The 20,557-nt window shown below is 46.5% G+C and carries 19 protein-coding genes and 2 pseudogenes; 10 read left to right on the forward strand and 11 right to left on the reverse strand.

Annotated features, from left to right (window positions below):
• Window positions 1-168: 168 nt before the first annotated feature.
• Complete coding sequence (locus QT979_RS23595; RefSeq protein WP_333311859.1) at window positions 169-1,314, forward strand: GTPase; 1,146 nt, start codon at window positions 169-171, stop codon at window positions 1,312-1,314.
• A 148-nt stretch (window positions 1,315-1,462) separates the two neighbouring features.
• On the opposite strand, the gene QT979_RS23600 is transcribed toward QT979_RS23595, so the two are convergent.
• The 3 genes from QT979_RS23600 to QT979_RS23610 all read right to left on the reverse strand — a co-directional run bounded on the left by QT979_RS23600 (window position 1,463) and on the right by QT979_RS23610 (window position 2,501).
• Window positions 1,463-1,672: a hypothetical protein gene (locus tag QT979_RS23600; protein WP_006632034.1), complete on the reverse strand. Its 210-nt coding sequence runs from the start codon at window positions 1,670-1,672 to the stop codon at window positions 1,463-1,465.
• 97 nt (window positions 1,673-1,769) lie between these two features.
• Window positions 1,770-2,267 (reverse strand): DUF393 domain-containing protein, encoded by a 498-nt coding sequence (locus QT979_RS23605; protein WP_333311860.1) that lies wholly within the window; start codon window positions 2,265-2,267, stop codon window positions 1,770-1,772.
• Between the two features lie 90 nt (window positions 2,268-2,357).
• Window positions 2,358-2,501 (reverse strand): hypothetical protein, encoded by a 144-nt coding sequence (locus QT979_RS23610; RefSeq protein WP_333214550.1) that lies wholly within the window; start codon window positions 2,499-2,501, stop codon window positions 2,358-2,360.
• A gap of 115 nt (window positions 2,502-2,616) precedes the next feature.
• On the opposite strand from QT979_RS23610, the pseudogene gltX reads away from it, so the two are divergent.
• Both gltX and QT979_RS23620 read left to right on the forward strand, forming a co-directional pair.
• Window positions 2,617-4,059 (forward strand): annotated as a pseudogene (gene gltX / locus QT979_RS23615) (glutamate--tRNA ligase); the annotation flags it as partial.
• A gap of 342 nt (window positions 4,060-4,401) precedes the next feature.
• Entirely contained in the window at window positions 4,402-4,836 is a 435-nt protein-coding gene (locus QT979_RS23620; RefSeq protein WP_333214562.1) for a CAAD domain-containing protein, read from the forward strand.
• Window positions 4,837-4,949: 113 nt separating this feature from the next.
• Here QT979_RS23620 and QT979_RS23625 read toward each other — a convergent pair whose 3' ends face one another.
• The 3 genes from QT979_RS23625 to QT979_RS23635 form a co-directional block, all read right to left on the reverse strand.
• On the reverse strand, window positions 4,950-8,606 hold the full coding sequence (locus QT979_RS23625) for a CHAT domain-containing tetratricopeptide repeat protein (protein ID WP_333311861.1): 3,657 nt from the start codon (window positions 8,604-8,606) through the stop codon (window positions 4,950-4,952).
• Window positions 8,607-8,646: 40 nt separating this feature from the next.
• A complete protein-coding gene (locus QT979_RS23630; protein WP_333311862.1) occupies window positions 8,647-9,504 on the reverse strand; it encodes a transposase in 858 nt (285 codons plus the stop codon).
• A 585-nt stretch (window positions 9,505-10,089) separates the two neighbouring features.
• Window positions 10,090-11,361 (reverse strand): aspartate aminotransferase family protein, encoded by a 1,272-nt coding sequence (locus QT979_RS23635; protein WP_333214556.1) that lies wholly within the window; start codon window positions 11,359-11,361, stop codon window positions 10,090-10,092.
• Between the two features lie 128 nt (window positions 11,362-11,489).
• On the opposite strand from QT979_RS23635, the gene QT979_RS23640 reads away from it, so the two are divergent.
• Entirely contained in the window at window positions 11,490-12,767 is a 1,278-nt protein-coding gene (locus QT979_RS23640; RefSeq protein WP_333231669.1) for a ribulose bisphosphate carboxylase small subunit, read from the forward strand.
• Between the two features lie 183 nt (window positions 12,768-12,950).
• On the opposite strand, the gene rbsK is transcribed toward QT979_RS23640, so the two are convergent.
• Window positions 12,951-13,877, reverse strand: a complete 927-nt coding sequence (gene rbsK, locus QT979_RS23645) for a ribokinase (RefSeq protein WP_333311863.1) — start codon at window positions 13,875-13,877, stop codon at window positions 12,951-12,953.
• Window positions 13,878-14,120: 243 nt separating this feature from the next.
• Here rbsK and nblR point away from each other — a divergent pair, with 243 nt between their 5' ends.
• From nblR to QT979_RS23665, 4 genes are all read left to right on the forward strand, one after another.
• A complete protein-coding gene (gene nblR, locus QT979_RS23650) occupies window positions 14,121-14,816 on the forward strand; it encodes a response regulator transcription factor NblR (protein ID WP_333216888.1) in 696 nt (231 codons plus the stop codon).
• 100 nt (window positions 14,817-14,916) lie between these two features.
• Window positions 14,917-15,432, forward strand: coding sequence for a DUF192 domain-containing protein (locus tag QT979_RS23655; protein ID WP_333216886.1), 516 nt, complete (start codon window positions 14,917-14,919; stop codon window positions 15,430-15,432).
• 497 nt (window positions 15,433-15,929) lie between these two features.
• Window positions 15,930-16,244: a hypothetical protein gene (locus tag QT979_RS23660; RefSeq protein ID WP_333216884.1), complete on the forward strand. Its 315-nt coding sequence runs from the start codon at window positions 15,930-15,932 to the stop codon at window positions 16,242-16,244.
• Between the two features lie 12 nt (window positions 16,245-16,256).
• A complete protein-coding gene (locus tag QT979_RS23665) occupies window positions 16,257-16,472 on the forward strand; it encodes a DUF2949 domain-containing protein (protein ID WP_333216882.1) in 216 nt (71 codons plus the stop codon).
• Window positions 16,473-16,527: 55 nt separating this feature from the next.
• Here QT979_RS23665 and QT979_RS23670 read toward each other — a convergent pair whose 3' ends face one another.
• The 3 genes from QT979_RS23670 to trpC form a co-directional block, all read right to left on the reverse strand.
• Window positions 16,528-17,685: an alanine--glyoxylate aminotransferase family protein gene (locus tag QT979_RS23670; RefSeq protein WP_333216880.1), complete on the reverse strand. Its 1,158-nt coding sequence runs from the start codon at window positions 17,683-17,685 to the stop codon at window positions 16,528-16,530.
• 78 nt (window positions 17,686-17,763) lie between these two features.
• Window positions 17,764-18,009: a DUF5340 domain-containing protein gene (locus QT979_RS23675; RefSeq protein ID WP_041623669.1), complete on the reverse strand. Its 246-nt coding sequence runs from the start codon at window positions 18,007-18,009 to the stop codon at window positions 17,764-17,766.
• 350 nt (window positions 18,010-18,359) lie between these two features.
• On the reverse strand, window positions 18,360-19,259 hold the full coding sequence (gene trpC / locus QT979_RS23680) for an indole-3-glycerol phosphate synthase TrpC (RefSeq protein WP_333216877.1): 900 nt from the start codon (window positions 19,257-19,259) through the stop codon (window positions 18,360-18,362).
• A 308-nt stretch (window positions 19,260-19,567) separates the two neighbouring features.
• Here trpC and QT979_RS29135 point away from each other — a divergent pair, with 308 nt between their 5' ends.
• Together QT979_RS29135 and QT979_RS23685 are read left to right on the forward strand one after the other, a co-directional pair.
• On the forward strand, window positions 19,568-19,834 hold the full coding sequence (locus tag QT979_RS29135; RefSeq protein ID WP_445304811.1) for a helix-turn-helix domain-containing protein: 267 nt from the start codon (window positions 19,568-19,570) through the stop codon (window positions 19,832-19,834).
• A 134-nt stretch (window positions 19,835-19,968) separates the two neighbouring features.
• The gene (locus QT979_RS23685; RefSeq protein ID WP_333311864.1) at window positions 19,969-20,256 is read left to right on the forward strand and encodes a transposase; all 288 of its coding nucleotides are present in this window, start codon (window positions 19,969-19,971) and stop codon (window positions 20,254-20,256) included.
• Window positions 20,257-20,277: 21 nt separating this feature from the next.
• On the opposite strand, the pseudogene QT979_RS23690 reads toward QT979_RS23685, so the two are convergent.
• A pseudogene (locus QT979_RS23690) lies at window positions 20,278-20,557 on the reverse strand (transposase); the annotation flags it as partial.

Here is a 20,557-nt window from a genome sequence, read left to right on the forward strand (position 1 = left end):
CCGGGAGTCCACGACTAAGAAAGATTTGCGGAAAGTTGATGTTATATTTTAGTTGTTGGTATATGGATTACCTAATTTTTAGCTACATAACGGGTTGATTAGGAGAAGGCTTACCAATACCCATTTATAGCAATCATTTGCGTAAACGATATTAGAGGAGTAAGGAACATGGGTGACTCAGCCTTCGACGGGTTAGACGAAAAGAGTTTTTTTGACCGGGTACAAGCCCTCTTTGTTGAACAAGCACCGGACTTATCCCAGTCCCTCAACATTGCGATTATCGGCAAGGTAAGTTCAGGCAAAAGTTCACTCATTAATGCTTTACTGAAACTGAGCCGAAGAAAAGCTTTAGAAATTGCTAAGGTAGGAGCAGTTTCGGGCGTTACTAAAGATTTAACAATTCTAAAACTTGATGAAAAGGTTTATTTAATTGACTCACCAGGCCTTGACGATGTGCGTGCCGAGAATAGTGAAGTCACCAAGAATTTTTTGAGGCATATTGATGTTGGCATATTTGTAGTAACTGGTTCATCAGATGCTTCACAAAAGAAAAGCCTAGATGACTTGAGGCAGCATTGTGATTTATTATTTGTCGTTCTTAACAAAATTGATGAGTGGGATGATCTCGATCCAACGGTGGTAGATGATGTAGTCAATCAGTGGAAAAACGATTTAAAGGTAGACAAGATTTATCCAACTTGTACGAAGGGTTACGATCCTAAAAGCCGTAATCCCAAGATGGATATTAGAGGAGTTTTTCCGCTACGCAGTGACATTGAGGAATTTCTTGAAAAAAAGGGAAAAGACCTGCTGCTAGCAAGACACATGGCTGAAAAGCAGTCTTATGCAGTCAAAATAATTGCGGTAGCTTTGATAGCAGTGGCAGGTGCAGCATTTATTCCGGGTAGCGCAGTATTTATTACCGCAACACAGGCAGTTGCCATAGGGTCTTTGTATTACTTATACGCTGGCCAAGTTTTGTCTTCTCAAGCTGCGCTCGCTATCCTGCCAACATTTTTCGCTGAAACAGCGGGTTCCAGCCTCTTTTTGTTTGTTAAATCATTTCTTCCACCTACAGGTGTTTTTGATGTGGCGGCGGCTGGGGTCGCAGTTGTTATCACTCTTGCACTATTGGCAACCGTTAATTATATCCTTTCTAGTGGTGCTAAGCTTGAGCAGGAAGAGCTTCTACGTTCAAAATTTAGAAGCTACCATAAACAAGCTAAAGATGTGTTGAAGGATTTAGCATTGACTGAAATACGCGATCTGCCTGGATGGATAGTGCTTGTTAGCAAATTTTTGGGTGGTCTCTAGTTTCCGCCTAGTCCAGCGAGAAGTTGTGGCACCCACTCCACCCCCATCAACGACTCCTAATATTCCTTGCCCTTTCCTAGAACTCTCCTCACAAGTTCCGCAAACTCTTTGCCTATAATTAAATTTAAAGATCGACTCCCAGCAGCGCTCAAAGGTGTGAGGAAATAAACGGTCGGGCGATCTGATATGTCAAAACCAGCACGATGGGCACGAGGATCGGAATCGCCACTAGCAGTCCCCATTTGCCAAACCTAAGTTTTTGACCGTCCGATTTGAACAGGAAAATCACAGCGGCAATTCCCATAAGTATCCAGAGACCACCGAAGCCCATGAAGACTGTATAGCCTGCATCTTGCATTTTTTTTGACCTTTAATAGTAGTCCATCTTTAATGTTAGTTGCACTCTGTTTCTGCTGACATTTTCTGATAGATCGACCGCACTTATTAAATATGACTCATTTCGAGTTGGGTTGGCAGCGGCCTTGACTTTCGCACTCGATCCGCTGAGTTCGATCGCTCATAATTGTTGCTAAATCCGGCCTTCCCGTCAGCTTCAGCCGCCAGTCAGCCCAAATTCCGTACAGCCAATTGGCGATCGCCCCGATCACTGGTAACTTAGTAACGGCATAAATCCATCCCATACCTAAAATCTCGTAGGTGCGACGAAAAACCTCCACATTTTTAACCGTCGTACCGTCGGGTAATATCGCGTGAATCCGACCCATCGCCGTTTCGTAGTCGATTCCGCCGTGGGCCTTCGGGTTGTAGCCATCCTCCGCGATATCCACAAACGACACTAAACCTCGCCCCGCATCGCGTTTTTTCAAGAAATTAACCTCCCGCACGCACAGAGGACATTCACCGTCGTACAGCAACTCAATCTGCCAAGCAGGCGCAACAGACTTGGGTGAGGGCGCAACAGATTCGGAAAACTCGGTTTTAGTAGCAGACATAGGGAAATATATTTTAATGTCGTCGATCGCACACAAACATTTTACAAGGATAAATATTTATCAGGTGCGCCTTGGGTACTCCTAAAGCAGTTATTTGTGCTGTGAAAAATAGTCCCAAAGGTGAATCCAGTCTTGGCCGCCCGCAATGCTAATATCATCAAGATGGCTTCTCGTGCCTTGCCGGAAACTTTCGCCCGATCGCCCGATCGTCGAAGATAGAACAATTCGAGGCAAAGCACCTGCCAAGCACAACTGTTAATTCGGCAACAAAATATAATAAAATTTAAAGTCTTAAACATCAGCTATTCCCCCAACCAGCAAATCGCCCAATCTAAAAGCAAAAATCTACATGAATGTCAGAGTCCGTCTAGCCCCCAGTCCCACCGGAAACCTACACATCGGTACCGCCAGAACCGCCGTATTCAACTGGCTGTTTGCCCGCAACCAAGGCGGCAAATTCATCCTGCGGGTAGAAGACACAGACGTAGAACGTTCTAAAAGCGAATACACCGATAACATCCTCGAAGGCCTCACCTGGCTGGGTATGAACTGGGACGAAGGCCCGAGTTTTCAGTCGCAGCGTCTGGAAATATACCGCCGAGCAGTCCAAACCCTTCTAGACAATGGACTCGCCTACCGCTGCTACACCACGTCGGAAGAACTCGACGAAATGCGGGAAGCACAAAAAGCCAACAAACAAGCCCCCCGCTACGACAACCGACACCGCAACTTGACAAGCAAAGAGCGCGCAGCTTTTGAAGGCGAAGGGCGACAAGCTGTGATTCGGTTTATCATCGACGATGATCGCACGATCGCTTGGAACGACATGGTGCGCGACACCGTAACCTGGAAAGGTAGCGACCTCGGCGGCGATATGGTAATTGCCCGTGCATCCAGCGGTGGCGTCATCGGCCAACCCCTCTACAACCTCGCAGTAGTTGTCGATGACATCGACATGGGCATCACCCACGTCATTCGTGGCGAAGATCACATCGGCAATACTCCCAAACAAATATTGCTCTACGAAGCTTTGGGCGCGACAATCCCAGAATTTGCCCACACGCCGCTGATTTTAAACTCCCAAGGACAAAAGCTTTCTAAACGCGACGGCGTAACCTCGATTTCTGACTTCAAAGATATGGGCTACCTGCCCGAAGCTTTAGTTAATTACATGACTTTGCTCGGTTGGACTCCGCCAGATTCAACGCAGGAAATATTTACACTGTCGGAAGCAGCAGAATTATTTACATTCTATCGAGTCAACAAAGCTGGTGCAAAATTTGATTGGGATAAACTCAATTGGCTCAACAGTCAATACCTGCACAAAATGCCAGTGCCGCAATTGACAGATTTGCTGATACCTTATTGGTGGCAGAAAGGCGGTTATGAGTTTGACTTGGAGGCAGACCGCCCCTGGCTCGAACAAATAGCTGCTTTAATCGGCCCGAGTCTCGTTCGCTTAACCGATGCTGTGGATATGTGTAAGGTTTTCTTCTCCACCACGGTGGAATACGAAGAAGAAGCACTCGCACAGTTGCAGCAAACAGGGGCTGCACAGGCTTTACAAGCAGTTGTAGAAGCGATGGAAAGTCATTCGTCCCTGACATCAGCGGAAGCTCAGAAAATCACTAAAAAGCTCAGTAAAGAGAAAAATCTTAACAAAGGGCTAATTATGCGATCGCTCAGAGCCGCTCTGACAGGTGCAATGCACGGCCCCGACCTGATAGAATCTTGGGTAATCCTTCACCAGCGAGGAACGGCTAAAACCCGTTTGCTTGATGCCATTAGCAACTTGAATTTGCCTGGTGTTGGTGTGGCGGCCGAAACTCCAACCCCAGAACAATCAAACGCAGAAACAGTCGCCGAAACTCCTGCTACAGAACAGCCAACAGTCGAAACACCGACTGTGGAAACAGCAGCGGCCGAGGTGCCAGCAGTCGAAATATCGCCTGTGGAAACAGTCGAAATATCGCCTGTGGAAACACCCGGAACGGAGGTTTCAGCAGTCGAAATATCGCCTGTGGAAACAGCCGGCACCGAGGTTTCAGCAGTCGAAATATCGCCTGTGGAAACAGCCGCAGCAGCAGTTGAAATACCTGCAGCCAACCAGCAAAAAACTATTGCGAGTGGAGAAATGACTTCATCAAACGAACCAGAAACAACCGTTATCATCACCGAAATTCCTGCCGGAAATGAAGCAGACAGTTCCAGCGATACCACAAAAGTCATAATTACCGACGAAACACCAAGCCAGAGCCAGCAGATCAAAGAACAAATTATCGCAATTTTGTCCGAGTTTCCCGCTTACATCGGCAGCTTTTACGAACAGTACAAAAGTCCCCTGACTGTTATCGGTGTAATTGTAGCCTCGATTATCTCTTTGAAAGTGCTTTTGGGGATAATAGATGAACTCAACGACATTCCCCTGCTAGCACCCACATTCGAGCTAATTGGTATCGGATACACCGGGTGGTTTATCTACCGCTATTTGCTGCGATCGTCCAACCGGCAACAATTAGCTCAAGAAATTCAAGCATTGAAAGAACAAGTTTTCGGCAAAAAGTCCTAAACTTTTGCTGTAATTTGTTTGACTTGTGCCCGACATTGATAACTTTAAATAAGTTGTTAGTGTCGGGTTTTTAAATGACTAATCACTGTTGACTGTTGACTAATGACTAATCACTAAACCCCAGCAGCAGTAAAAGCCGCCCAATAATAAGGATTGGCAAAAGGATAGGGTTTGCGGTTACGAATTTGCTGCAAAGAAGCCTCCGCAATCAGACGAGAACTTTGAGAAAGCCGATCGAACATTTGCGAAATTTGAGGTTGAAAATCCGCCAGCAACACCTCCAATTCCTCGCTAGTCAAATCCCGCAGCCACCTTTGAGCCTCCCCCAGGGCGATCGCCACATCTCCCACCTGCAACCGAGAAAACCGTCCCAGATTTTCATAAAACTTGCTCGTCAGCAGCAGCGTAGAAACATCATTCACCTTCCAAAGACTGCTAACCACACTAGACGTGCCAGCATACAACAAACCCGCCGACAAACCCACAAAATCTCCTCCAGCACCGCTAACTCCGCCAGCGGCAATTTCGCAACCAGATAAAGTAACTAAAAAATATTGCCGAAAATCCAGATTAAAAATTTCCTCCAAACTCAGAGAATCATTCCTCAAAAACACGGCGGATTTCAGTGGCCAAGCCAAATTAAGCAAACTCAAACAAGCAAAGTGAGCGCATTTCTTATGCTGCAACTGCCCTATTTGCTGGGGTAAATTCCCATTATTAGCAGACATTTCTTGGGAAAAAGCCTCTTTAATTGCCGGCTTATGTCGCACAACTTCTGTACTGGCAAAGTACTGGGAAATAGTGCCGATTTCAATGTTGCTGTAGAACGCATCTCTGGTGAAAGTTGGAATTGCCAAAAGCTGCTGCAAACCGGGTTTGTACCGACCAATAGCCGCTCCGTGTGCACTTTGTCTCAACAGCAATAGCTGACAGCTAGGAGCATAGCGAATTCCTCCGGCAAATCGATCGATCAAAGAAGCAGCAGGCGCTGCAACGTCGCCAAAAGACGAACTTTGAGAAAAATCCGAAAGGGTGTAGGTTTCCACATCAAAACCGCTGCGATCACTCCACCCAGACCTAAAAATTCCCCCACCGTCATCAAACCCGTCTCTCCCCGCCAAAGGCAAAGCGTGGAGTGGCAAAGCGTGCAAAAATCGGTGCGGCACAAAAATCAGCCGATCGCAATTATCGGGAATCAGCGCCACCACTCGATCGATTTCCAGCATCGTAGCCAAGCGTTTGAGGCGAGTCTGGAGATGATTGATCCAGCGACCTTTTTGTTCAGAATAAGCGGTGAGGTACTCCTGGGCCCAACTTTCGGCAGCCAAAGCATTTTCCGACGAACACAGGTGAACGGCGGGATATTGTGCACTCTTTACCACCACAAAAGCAACCAGCAACTCCCCCAAACTCGCCCACACCACAGCAGCGCAATTGTCATCAGGCAACAATTGGCGAATTTGCTCAAAAGCGATCGGTTCAACTTTGTGAGCTAGGCTGAAGAAAGGGTCGTTTGCCTGCACCTCCCGCGCAATCAACCTATCAAACTGCTTCCACAATTGATTTAAGTGCATGAAGTCCGAGTTCGGCAGTAGAGAACCGCTGCTCAAACCTTGGCTATCGCCCTCAGAAATCAAGGTCGTGTTTGGCTCAGGTTCTCCCTGTTCTTGCTGCCGCTGTTCCCCCGCTATTTCCAGTTGCAGCGACTCCAACTCGCTTCGCACCGCTGCAGGAATTTCGGCTTTCGGAGTCAAGTAACATTTAACCAGCAGTTGTACCAAATTCCGATTTTTGTGGCGTTCGGCGTATTCCAGAGCCTTAGCATAATATTCAGGTTGGCTGGCGCCAAGTTCCAGGCAAACTTGCACCAGGCATTTATAGAGTCCAGCCCAGGTGCGGGTTAATTTGACTTTTGCGGTAGTCGTCTGATCGCCAAAATCGACTGTATCAACCCCAACTTCGCAACGCAAGAATTCCACAGTATCGACAGCAGCAGTAAAAACCCCGTAGGCGCGAAGCAAGTCGCCTCGAATTCGGTAAGCTTGACCCAAATAAAATAAAATTTCAGCCCAGCGGTGGGGATAGGTTTCGCGAGTGTAGACTTGACAGGCGCTTTGATAGCAGCCGATCGCGCTTTCCATGTGGGACAAGTTTTCCGCCTCGGTCAGTTGCGAATAAGCCCTGCCGAGATAAATTTGCAGCATTGCCCAGCGGTTGGGATAGGCTTGCCTGGTGTAGACTTCGCCCGCATTTTGATAGCAGGCGATCGCGCTTTTGAGGTTGCGGTTTTTTTCCCCTTTCACGTGTTCGCAGAAAGCGCGGCCGAGGTAGGCACACAGCATTGCCCAGCGTTCGGGAGATTTTTGGCGGTTGCAAAACAGCAAAGCATTTTGATAGCAGGCGATCGCCATTTCCATATTTTCGGCTTTTTCCCCTTTCACCCGCCGACTGTAGATCCTACCGAGGTAAGTTTGGATCGAAGCCCAGGCTTCGGGAAATTTGATGCGGGTGTAGACTTGTAAAGCATTTTGATAGCAGACGATCGCCATTTCCAAATTTTCCACCGGATCGCCTTTGATGCGATCGACAAACACCCGGCCCAAATTCCTTTGAGTCGTCGCCCACTGCTGCGGAAAAGCTTCCCGAGTCCGCACCTGCAAAGCTCTCTGATAGCACGTAACCGCGTATTCCAGATTTTCGGCTCGGTTGCCCCCCAGCAACTCGCAGTAAGCATTTGCCAAATTATTTTGAGTTGTGGCCCAACGCCGGGGAAACACTTTGCGGTTGTAGACTTGCAAAGCATTTTGGTAGCAAGCGACTGCCAGTTCCAGATTTTGGGCTCGGTTGCCCCGTAGTCGGCGGCTGTAAGCACGGCCGAGATTGTTTTGAGTGCTCGCCCACTCTTCCCCGAAAGCCTCGCGGCTGCGAACTTGCAGCGCGTTTTGATAGCAGGCGATCGCCTGTTCTAGATTGTCTGCCGGATCTCCCCTGAGACGCTCGCTGTAAGCGTTGCCCAGATTATTTTGCAGCGTCGCCCACTGTTCCGGGTACTGTTCGGGCGTGCGTACTTGTAGGGCATTTTCAAAGCAAGCGATCGCCTGTTCGATATTTTGAGCCTTATCACCTTTGGGGCGATCGCTATAAGCGTTGCCCAGATTGTTTTGCATCACCGCCCATTCTTGGGGAAAGTCTTTGCGGGTAAACACCTTAGCAACTGTTTCGTAACCGGCAATTTCGATTTCCAAGTTATGAGCCTTGCTGCCGAGGGGAAACCGCCCAATTTTGTTGCTCAGATTGCCGATTAACGCTGCAATGCGCCTAGTCTCCGATTCTTTGGCAGCAGGGAGCACCAAAGTGGCCCAGTGGCGCAGCAGTTGTGCGAAATTCTGGTCGAGTTTGTCTAAATGGTTTCTCAGCAGCGAGTACAGGTGCTGCGAATCAGCGCCGCGCGCCACTGCCTGCAAGACTTCTGCTAAAAAAGCCAGATATGCTGCCCCGGTTGCGGGCAATTTATAATTCCCTTTTGCAGATTCTAAGGGTGCGATCGCCCTTTGGAAAAATTTTGCAGCTTTCAGCAAACTTTCTCGCGTCAGTGCCGGTTCTTCCAAATAAAGCGTTTGCACGAACCCAAAGTCGATCGACTTTGGGTTCGTCCTCAAAATCAAATCTATTCCTGAGTCCCCAGGATTTTCCAGCAGCGCTTGGAGCATATTAACATCAGTTTTGCGACGCTGTTCGTCCATCGTGCATTCCGCCAAACTATTAACCATAGGAGCGCTGATTCTGTGCAACCAAGTGAACTACCCACCCCTAAATCGTAGTACCGAATATAGTAGGGGCTTCTGTACTCATAGGCGAGTGCCTTAGCTGAGACTTTCGTCCAACCTTTGGTCTTACCTCGCATCCTAAAGCAGAAACGGTTGAACTTTCCGCCTTTAGTGTTTTGATAGCTTCTGCTTTCATCTTTATCGGTGCATTCCCCTCCCGATCGCGATCGCTAGCACAGTGAGGACAAGTCCCTTCCCTCATATCTAATGGCATCTCGGTCATTTGATCGAAACAATTAGAACAAAGTTTGGAAGTGGAAACCCCTCTATCAATCTCGACTAAGTTCCCGCAATCAATGCCCGCAATCTTACCTTCTTTTGTTGTCTGGTTCTCAGCTTGGATTTCAGTCAGTATAGATGCAAGATATTTCCCTGAATATTTTTTACTAATAATTGAATTATGAATTTCACCCTCACTTAATCTATATCTATTTATTTGGGGCTTAGTTATTTCGATATACCGGAAAATTCTAGTAACCGCTACCAATTTGACGTTTTTAGGATACTGAAATGACTGTTTTTTATCTTGAGGTGGGAACTTATAAAAACCCGCCAATCTATCAAAAAAATTTTTGTAGACAGTGGTTAAATTGAGCGTAGTAAATTGCAAAAATTGGCTGTATAACTCACCTAACCATCCACTTTTATCTAATTTTTTGAGAGTCAGTAAAAGTGTGTTTAACCCGAAGCAGCCAAGTCCTTTACCAGTTTTTTTATAAACTTCAATTGATTTATTTAGACCATAATTAGACCACCAACGCGCACACCCAAAAGTTGAAGCTACTTGTATTTGTTGATTTTGGGTAGGATACAAACTAACTTGGATAGCCTGGTGTAGCAATCAACATCACCTCCTTGGTTCTTCTATTCTCTCACAATATACAGTATACAGTTGATGATCAAAGCATTACGAAAAAATTTTTTTTGTGACGAGGATTACATCTTTTCTCTCTTGAAAGCGATAAGCAAAATTACTTGAGGATGCAATCGTCATCACCCGCCCTTCCCACTATAACGGTACTCGGTTTAGTGGGAAGGGCCCGAAATAGTTAAACCAGGATTCACCAGTCCCAACAGACACTCACATAGCGAAACTAGCACCTACGATCGCTAATAGTATGATTTTGCGCGTGCCTCTTGAGTAAAATCGCGGTTAAAGGCACCGTCACCATGTGGGGGCGGGTTTCACAGGCCTTTCTAAAATTGAAAAACCCGCCCCCACAGACTTGCAGCGGGGCGGGTTTACTTTTACCCCGATCAGACTTACGCTAAGAAACCTGGTTTCTGGGAAAATATTGGGTTTAGTAACGAGAAATCTTGAAAGAAACCCGGTTTCTGAGGAAGAGTGTGTCCTGGACTAAGTGAGTTATCTAGGATATTGCGCGAGTTTCAGCGCTACAGCTAACAAAAAGCAACTCAGTAGATTTTACTGTACCGCTTGAGAACGCAAGGCTGACTCCACTGCCTGCAGAGCTCGATCGACTTCAGCGGCGGTGACAATCAGCGGCGGGACAAACCTCAGCACTTTCGGGCCTGCAGGAACCAACAAAACTCCTGCGGCGATCGCAGATTTGACGATATCAGCGGATGTAAGTTCGATATCAGCTTGCAATTCCATCCCAACAATCAAACCCCAGCCGCGCACTTCGGCAATTAAATGCGGATATTCGGCCGCCAACTTGTTGAGCCCTGCTTTCAACTGTTCCCCGCGCTGCTGCACATTTTCTAGAAGGTTTTCCCGTTCTAAAGTTTGGCACACACACAAAGCTACAGCGCAAGCAAAAGGATTGCCGCCGAATGTGCTGGCGTGACTTCCCGGTTCAAATACATCGCAGGAAGATTTGCACAGCATAGCGCCGATCGGAATACCGCCGCCCAACCCTTTCGCGGATGTAAAGATATCAGGTTCAATGCCGAGGTTTTCGTAGCCCCAGTATTTGCCGCTGCGTCCCATCCCGACTTGCACTTCGTCGAGAATCAGCAAAATGCCTTTTTCGTCGCAAATTTCCCGAATGCGCTGGAAGTAGGCGATATCTCCGGGGCGAACTCCGCCTTCACCTTGCAGCGCTTCCAGCATAATTGCAGCTACTTGGCGTTCGTCTTTGTCGAGTTGCTCGATCGCACTTTCGATCGCACTAATATCGTTGTAGGGCACGTAGTGAAATCCGGGAACCAAAGGGCTAAAACCCTTCTGGTATTTAGGCTGTCCCGTGGCCGTAATTGTCGCCAAAGTCCGCCCGTGGAAACTCGCAACAGCGGTAATGATTGTCGGATTCGAGATATTTAATTTTTCGTGGGCGTACTTGCGGGCGAGTTTAATTGCCGCTTCATTAGCTTCCGCGCCAGAGTTGCAAAAGAAGGCTCTGTCCGCGCAAGAATGGTCTACAAGCCACTTCGCCAACTCGCCTTGTACGGGGATGTAATAAAGATTAGAAACGTGGTGCAGGGTCTGAATTTGCTGAGTTACCGCTGCAATCATTGCCGGGTGCGCGTGTCCCAGAGTGCAGGTAGCAATACCAGCCACAAAATCGAGATATTCGCGGCCCTCGGTATCCCAAACGCGGCAGCCTAGGCCCCGTTCTAGGGCGATCGCAAAACGCCCGTAAGTTGTCATTACATAGCTGTCGAAGCTCTCAGAACTGAAGGGACTGGCTTCGGCTTGCACGCTTGGTTCTTTTAGTAAGGTTTCTGGACTCACGAATCGCTCCTTAACACATAATATTCAGACCTCGATTGTACGGTAAAAATCCAGGTTAGCGGTGCAGGCTGTTAGTTTTGTCATAAAATCATAACAGTAACCTCAATTAATCCCTCACAAATCTACTGATGAGTTATTACATTTCTCCTAACTTTCTCGATAAAGTTGCGGTGCACGTCACTAAAAACTTTTTAAATTTACCAGGGGTAAGAGTTCCCCTAATTTTGGGAATTCACGGCCGCAAAGGAGAAGGCAAAACTTTTCAAACCGAACTGGTTTTTCGGCGAATGGGCTTTGAACCGGTGATGATATCTGGTGGGGAATTAGAAAGCCCGGATGCAGGAGATCCGGCGCGTTTAATTCGCTTGCGCTACCGGGAAGCTGCGGAGCAAATTAGGGTGCGGGGCGAGATGTGCGCCATCTTTATTAACGATTTGGATGCTGGTGCTGGCAGGTTCGATTCGACTACTCAATATACTGTCAATACTCAGATGGTCAATGCGACTCTGATGAATATTGCGGATAATCCAACTAATGTGCAGTTACCGGGAAGTTATGACAGTACGCCACTGCACCGAGTGCCGATTATTGTCACCGGAAATGATTTTTCTACGCTGTACGCGCCGCTGATTCGCGACGGGCGGATGGAAAAGTTTTATTGGGAACCGAGCCGGGATGATAAAATTGGCATTGTTGGGGGAATTTTTGAGTCGGACAAATTGTCAAAAACCGATATTGTGGCGTTAGTTGATAATTTTGCCGATCAGGCGATCGACTTTTTTAGCGCTTTGCGATCGCGCATTTATGACGAACAAATCCGCGAATTCATTCACAAAGTAGGAATCGAACGAGTTTCCAAGCGTTTGGTAAACACTTTGGAAGCAGCGCCAGATTTCCATAACCCGAATTTCAGCCTCGCTCATTTAATAGAAATGGGCAGTTTGATGGTGGGTCAACAAAAGCGGATTAAGGAAATGCGCTTAGTAGATGAATACAACCAATCGCGCCTGTTCAACGTTCAAGGAACCCCCAATGTCCCTGCTGCTGCGCCCACGCAAAGTGAATTAAACGACCCGTCATCCAAATATTATAAGGCTTACGTTGAGCCAAGTTCTGAAGCGGGTAACGGTCATGCGGCGCGGCTGAGTTCCGAGGTATTGGAACAAGTAAAGCAGTTGTTAGCAAGAGGCTGCAAAATTGGCATGGAATATGCAGATAATCGCCGATTTAAGACTGGTTCTTGGCAAAGTTGCGCGACGATTAAAACTGCACAGGAAAAAGATGTGGTTGCATCTTTAGAAACTTGTTTGGCGGAACACGGCGGCGAATACGTGCGGCTGATTGGTATCGATCCAAAAGTCAAGCGGCGGGTAGTTGAAACAATTATTCAGCGGCCAGAAAAGTAGGACAAGCGTTTACAGATTTAAATTCTTGCATATTTGGGGCGGGCTAGAAGCCCACCCCACAAGATTATGATTTTTTTACATAAAATAGACCTATTATGGTCGTTCACTTTAATCTCTTGAAATTATCTGCGTTCATCTGTGTTTATCTGCTTAAAATCTGCGGTTGACCTATCAATTAAAGATTTATCCAATCACTCTATTATGTAAAAAATTATCAAAAGTTGCCCGATCGCACATAGCACCTTGAGCACCCACTTTAGTTGTGCACAGAGCGCCCGCTGCTGCGCCCCACCGCACCGCCTCTGACAAGGACAGACCGGCATCTAATGCAGAGGCAAAACCGCCGTTAAAAGCATCGCCAGCAGCCACAGTGTCGATCGCCTCTACAGCAAAAGCCGGTACAAAAAAGGTTTCATCCGCCGTAACAGCAACAGCCCCCCGATCGCCCAATTTGACAATAACATTCTTGACGCCACGCTCCTGCAAGTGTTTGGCAGCTACAATCGCTGTTTCCGTGTCATTCACCCGAAAACCGACTAACTGGCTGGCTTCCACTTCATTCGGCGTGATAATGTCAATTAGCGGATAAAGTTCGATCGGCAAATCCGCCCTAGCCGGTGCTGGATCGAGAATAACTCGCACCCCCGCTTGACGAGCAGCTTTCGCAGCTTTTTGGACAATTTTCAGGGGAATTTCTAACTGTAACAGCAAAGATGTAGCTCCTGTTAAAAGTTTTTTGAGACGTTGTATCTCTGCTTCACCGACATTGTTATTCGCGCCCGGAATCACAATAATATTATTTTGACCTGTCTCGTCTACCGCGATAATTGCCACTCCTGAATGAGTATTTTGGTCTATTAATACATTGTCTGTACTTAAACCATAAGATTGTAAATTTGTCAATAATTCTTCGGCAAATTTATCGTTGCCGACGCGGCCGATGATGTGGGTGGAAGTGCCGAGACGGGCGGCCGCGACGGCTTGATTTGCTCCTTTGCCGCCGCCGGCTGTGAAAAAATTGCTACCGATGATAGTTTCCCCTGGCTGCGGCAACCGGGGAGTTTTTGCTGCTAGGTCGATGTTGATACTGCCGAATACGATGATGGTCATAAATTATTCAATTTGGTAATTGGTAAGCTGTAGCGCATTGAATTTGTAAGCTACTTTTTACTTAAACTCTCGTGGGGCGGGCAGGATAGCCCGGGGCGATCGAGCTTCTATTTAAATGCCAAATAGTTTAATTGGTAATTGGTAATTCTCCCACTCTCCCATTCTCCCCCTCTCCCTCTCTCCCACTCTCCCTCTCTTCCTTAAGACGTGCTAGAACAGTTATGGTCTTCACCGGTCAATTCAATGGCTGCAATTACTCTCGATCGCAATCCCTGTGTCCTGCTAGTTGAAACAGACGAAGTTCTCGCCGGACACTTGAGTCTCGACTTAAAATCCTCCGGCTACGAACCGGTAGTGGCTTCTAATACCGCCACCGGTCAACATTTAGCCAGTGAATTGCAGCCAGCTTTGATTGTAATTGATCGGATACTTGGCCCTGAGTCGGGGCTGTCACTGTGTTCTTACCTCAGAAGTATTGGCAATCGGGTGCCGGTACTGCTATTGGTCGGTCGTGATACAGTTGACGATCGCGTAGCTTGTCTGGAAGCTGGGGCGGATGATTATTTTCTCAAACCTTACCGCACTGAGGAGTTTTTGCAGTTGGTGCGCTTGTATTTGCAGCCGGATAACACCAGCAACGAACAATTGAGGTTTGGCGATTTAGTTTTGGATTTAGCATCTAGGCGGGCCTTACGCAATGGACGGGCGATCGACCTGACGATGAAGGAATATGAGCTGCTAAAGTATTTGATGGAACATCCCCGCGAGGTTTTGACTCGGGAACAAATTCTGGAAAACGTTTGGGGTTACGACTTTCTGGGCGAGTCGAATGTGATTGAGGTTTACATCCGCTATCTGCGGCTCAAGATAGAAGATGAGGGCGAAAAGCGTTTGATTCAGACGGTGCGCGGTGTTGGCTATGTGATGCGGGAAGCTTGAAGAAGTCATTAGTCATTAGTCATTAGTCAACAATGCCCATGCCCCATGCCCTATGCCCCATGCCCTATGCCCAATCTAAAATCTAAAATCTAAAATCATTATGAGTTATTTAACTAATTTGCTCGGTATTGGAGTAAGTATATTTTTGCTGGGATGTTCGCCGACTTTACCTGTCGCGAATGCTGGTGCTACTGGTATTTTGGCGGATCAGTCTCCGACGGCGAAAACATCGGGTCAAGTGCTGCCTGTTGCTGCTAGAGCTCGGATAGGCGATCGCCCAATCGAACTCGAAGTGGCGAAAACACCGGAACAACAGGCTATGGGTTTAATGTACAGAACTTCTTTGCCGGATGACAGAGGAATGCTGTTTGAGTTTAAACCGACGCGGCGGGTCAATTTTTGGATGAAAAATTGCAAGATTTCTCTGGATATGATTTTTATCCGGGATGGGGTGGTTGAGGCGATCGAAGTTTCTGCACCTCCTTGTACTGCAGATCCTTGTCCTACCTACGGGCCCGATACTGCTGTCGATCGAGTTATTGAACTTCGGGGCGGGCGAGCTGCTGAACTCGGTGTCAAAGTGGGCGATCGTATTGAAATCGAGTTTTTCCAGTAAAACTTCGGACTGTTTCAGTAAGTAAAAGCTGGAGACAGACAAAATCCCCCGGTTTGCATCGCCCAGAGATCCCCCTACCTTCGGAATACCGGCGAAAATTTAGAAACTTTACAAAAATTGATTAAATTTGTTAAGATATTAATGTAAGATTCAGTACAAACACCCAAAGATTTGCTACGATGTCGATCTCAGTCAGTCAGGACTTGAGCTTGTTTCCGGAAGCTGTAGATGGTTGGTCGCAGGTATGAGACGAGTCAGCGACTCGTTACCAATCCTGAGAGACGATACTCAGCCTCAAGGTGTAGCAACACGAAAAGAAATTCTCTGGAAGTTCTGGCGATCGAGGTAAATCTACTAAACCTATCTAAAGTAATATGCTACGAGCCAAGTTAATTGGCGGGAATTGGCAAACTTAACTTCTGGTAGCAGTTTCGGGTTTGATCGAAATATCTAACTAATTTTGTCGAAGTAGATTTGCGGATTCTGCATTTTGGCAGATGAAGTTAAACTCTGAACTTGGTTTAGTAGTTTTAGGTAGCAGAATTTATTCTGATTCGCGCTGCAAAGATGCCGAGGTATTCAGTTTAGGTTCGATCGCGATCGCAAGTCGATCGGGCCGACATCAGGAAAATTGCAAAACCTTTCACTTTTTGGGAAAGGTTAGCTTTACAGTAGCACTCAGCATTACGTTTGGCAGTTCAACCGCTAATAGCGTTTTAAAAGCTATCAACGGTAACAAGACAAATTTAAAACTGGCTTATTACTCATCAAAAACATCAGGTTCACATCAGAAAATGGTGTCCTATACTTAGAGGTGAAATCACATGGCACCCGCTAAATACACTCGATTAATTCGCTTTTTACAAGAAGATTTGGCAATTTCGCCCGCGTCAATTGCTGTCGCTGAACGTCGTGGCGGTGACAAACAGCCGCAGCGCGATAAAGACCCGAATTCCTTGCCGATGGTTCTGTGGCAATACGGTTTAGTCACTCTCGAACAGTTGGATAAAATCTTTGATTGGTTATCCGAAGCATATTAAAAGGATTTTAGATTTTAGAGAGAATCCAAAATCCAAAATCCTTTAATAACTTGGATTAGGATTCAGCCAAGAACTTGGCAGCAGCGGCAACGCCGGCACCAGGAGTGTAGCCTTCATGACCCAATTCTTGCAACACTACTTCTAAAGAGGAAATTGCTGCTAGAATATCGCGATCGCACACAAAGCCCAAATGACCGATTCGGAAGATTTTACCTTTCAAATGGTCTTGTCCGTCGGCGAGAGCAATGTCAAATCTCTTTCTCATCAAAGTCCGCACTTTTTGAGCATCTACGGATGCTGGCGGCATAACCGAAGTAATCGCAGGGCTGGCGGCATCGTCAGCAGCAAACAACGGCAAACCTAAAGCTTTTACAGCAGCGCGAGTAGTTGTCATCAACCGTTTGTGCCGCGCGAAAATATTTTCTAACCCTTCTGTTTTCATCATCTGCAGCGATGCTTGCAGGGCAAAAAACATATTGACAGGGGGAGTAAAAGGAGTCGTATTTTTGGCAGCGTCTTTGCTATATTTGCCCAAATCCAAATAATAGCGGGGCAGTTTCGCAGTTTTGTAAGCTTCCCAAGCTTTGGGACTGACGGCCACAAAACCCAAACCTGGAGGAATCATGTAAGCTTTCTGAGAACCCGAAGCAATGACATCGATTCCCCAAGCGTCCATCGGAATATTGACAGCGCCTAAGCTAGTGACAGCATCGACCATAATTAAAGCTTCACCGTGGGCTTTAACGTGGCGGTTGATGGTTTCGAGGTCGTTGAGGACGCCGGTAGAGGTTTCCGAGTGGGTGATGATGACAGCTTTGATTTGCTTCTCTGTATCTGCTTCGAGTTTTTCGCGGAAGTTTTCGGGGTCTAAAGGTTGGCCCCACTCGGCTTTAATAATTTCGGCGTTTAAACCATAAGCTTCGGCGACTTCAGCCCAACGTTCACCAAATTTGCCGTTGCATCCGACTAAAACTCGATCGCCCGCACTCAAGAAATTAATTATCCCAGCTTCCATTGCGCCGGTACCAGAAACCGTTAAACTCAGCACGTCACTTTTTGTTTGGTGCAGCCATTTGAGGTTTTCCGTACATTCTGCAAAAATCCCGTCAAATTCCTTGCTGCGGTGGCCCATCGGGTGTTTTGCCATCGCTAACAAGGCCGCTTCAGGTACCGGCGTCGGGCCGGGAATCATCAGCATTAATTTGTTGTCCATGATATTGTCCTAAGTTTTTCTGTGGGAGTTATATAGAATAAATCAAATACGATACGTCACGTCGCTACTCTAAGTTTTTTAACTTTTAACTCCCTTGTGGTTAATTTCATTTAGAGACCAGCGATGTTCTACCGCTAAGTTCGATCGCTCGCAGCTTTGTTCTAATTGCTTTTGAATGGCAAGGGCTTTACGCAGTGTAATAATAAGTTGGTGTACTTGTTGCTGCTGCGGCGATTGTGGACTGACAGCAAACATCGTTTTGCGTTCTAACAATTGAAGTAGCAATTCATAATGAATGTACGAAGGAAGGGGGATTGGCTCCATGAAAGCTAACATACCTCAGCGAACCGACACCCCATTGCAATTGCATGAGGCATCACAGGTGAACATTAGATGCCCGATTTTTTATTTGTTTTCTAACCGTACAATAACCCCTGCTTTGCCGATCAAATATTCGGGGCTGGGGGCGTTGCACACGCTAAATTTTGCGATCGACAGGCTTACAGAATAGATTTAATTGCTTTCTGGCAAAATATTTCTATGCAATATAGCTTTCAGTGCTATTTCTTTTTTACAGTAGCGCTTGAGTCGATGCAGGCTAGAAATTCTCATTATTTACCTACTTAATCATTTTTTATCAGAATTAAGGGTGCTTTGTCAAGCGGTCTCGCCTTTCACAGGCTGGGAGGGTGATCGGCAAGGGAGGCTAAAGCGGCGCCCGGATCGGGCTGCTTGACCAGAGATTCGCCGATGAGGACGGCTTCGGCTCCGGCGGTGGCAAGTTTAGCGAGGTCGTCGGGAGTGTGGATTCCTGACTCGCTGACGATGAGGATGCCTTTTGCTTGGATTTCGGTTTGGCGGGAGGCTAATAGTTGGCTGGTGGTTTCTAAACTGACGGAAAAGTCTGCTAGGTTGCGGTTGTTGATGCCGATCAGGTTAACGCCTTCTAGGGTTAATACTCGATCGAGTTCTTCGAGAGTGTGAACTTCTATTAAAGCTGTCATGCCCAAAGTCTTGACAATTTTGACAAAGTATTGTAAGTCTTTATCAGACAGAATGGCGGCGATTAAAAGTACGGCATCAGCGCCGTGAATGCGGGCGAGATAAATTTGGTAGGGATAGATAATAAACTCTTTGCAAAGTAAGGGTAAATCGACGGCGGCACGGATTTTAGCGAGGTTGTCGAAGCTACCTTGAAAAAACTTTTCATCGGTGAGTACGGAGATGCAGCTAGCGCCGTTTTGTTGGTAAGCTAGGGCGATCGCCACCGGATCGAAATCTTCGCGAATTACGCCTTTACTGGGAGAAGCTTTTTTGACTTCGGCGATGATAGCGGGTGTGGTTTTGCCGTTTTTAAGGGCGGCAAGAAAGTCGCGAGTTGGCGGTGCGAAGGGGAGTTTTTTGTGAAGTTCGGATAAGGGAGTGCGATCGCGCTTTTGGGCTACTTCGGCTTCTTTTTCCCAGACGATTTCTTCGAGGATGTGCTGGGGTTCGGCGTCGGGTACCGCGATTTGGTAGCTGAGGTAGAGTACGGAGACGGATGTGCTGGGGGGACGACGGCGGATTTGAAGCATGATAGGGGGATAAAGGGCGATCGTAACAAGTTTCTATTATATAAGGTCGATCGCTCTTTTCAATTTATGATAAAATGCGAGGCTCTCCTGAGTTTATGGTGTAAAATGTACCTACTAATACATTTACCGTTATGAGCTTCCATCTAGACTATCTATTAGCCTTGCCTGGAGTCAGGGTTGAAACTTGTACTCAAGTTGAGGGAAAAATTTTCTTGGGACTGAGCATTTTATCAGAAAGAATTGTTTGTCATCATTGTAACAATCCTACCGAAAAACTGCATCAAAATTGACCAATTTTAGTAAGAGATTTGTCGGTTTTTGGTCGTCCTGTATATCTAAAAATCCCACGACGGCAGTTTTACTGTCCTATATGTCAACGGTATCCCACAGAAAAATTAGATTGTTGGGACGTTAAAAGACGGCATACTCAACGATATAAACAAAATATTTATGAGCGTGTTAAACAATCGAGCATGGAGCAAATTGGACGAGAAGAAGGACTGAGTTATGACGAAATAAAAGGAATATTTGAGCAGGTAAACACCCTAAAAAAAACCGAATTGGCAACGGGTTAAACAAATTGGTCTGGATGAGATAAGTATGCGAAAAGGTCAAGGAAATTTTGTTACTGTTGTGAGTGACCTGGGCGAAGGTAATTTAATTGAGATGATTGATTCTCATCGCTGTGAAAAAATCATTCAAGTCAGAAGTGCAACAAGCAATTGAGGTTCGTGAGCAAGTTGAGGAAGTCAGTGTTGATATGTGGGGAGGATTCCCTAAAGTTATCAAAAAAGTATTCCCAAATGCCAAAGTTATTATTGATCGTTTTCATGTCATGAAAGTAGTTAATAAAGACTTAAATAAGTTACGTAGAGCAGCCGGAATAACAGATAGGCAAAGTAAATATTTATTATTAAGTAATCGAGAAAATTTGAATCAAGACCAGATTGATAAATTAGAAGTCACACTAGGGCGTCGGTTCAGTATTAGGAGTTGACAAAAAAAGGACTTTATGAAATTAGCCAGTGCATGAGTTAGACTTTATGCCCGGTTTAATTGGCAGAACCTCAGCCATTCGAGCAATGACATGAAGATTATGGACAACAGCGACTCGCCGTAGATCGAAGAGATTTTTCCGCTGTCCAATATAGCGAGCACGGTTAAGAAAGCCAATGGCCAATATGAGCCAGAGAGTGTTCAACTGTAGTACGTTTTCTCAAGTCTTGGCGACCAATAGCAGTGGATTGACGTGCTCGCAACTCTTGCATTAAGGCTTCATCAGGATGAATTGATACAGT

It is taken from the genome of Microcoleus sp. w2-18bC1, from assembly GCF_036700365.1.
GTDB lineage: Bacteria > Cyanobacteriota > Cyanobacteriia > Cyanobacteriales > Microcoleaceae > Microcoleus.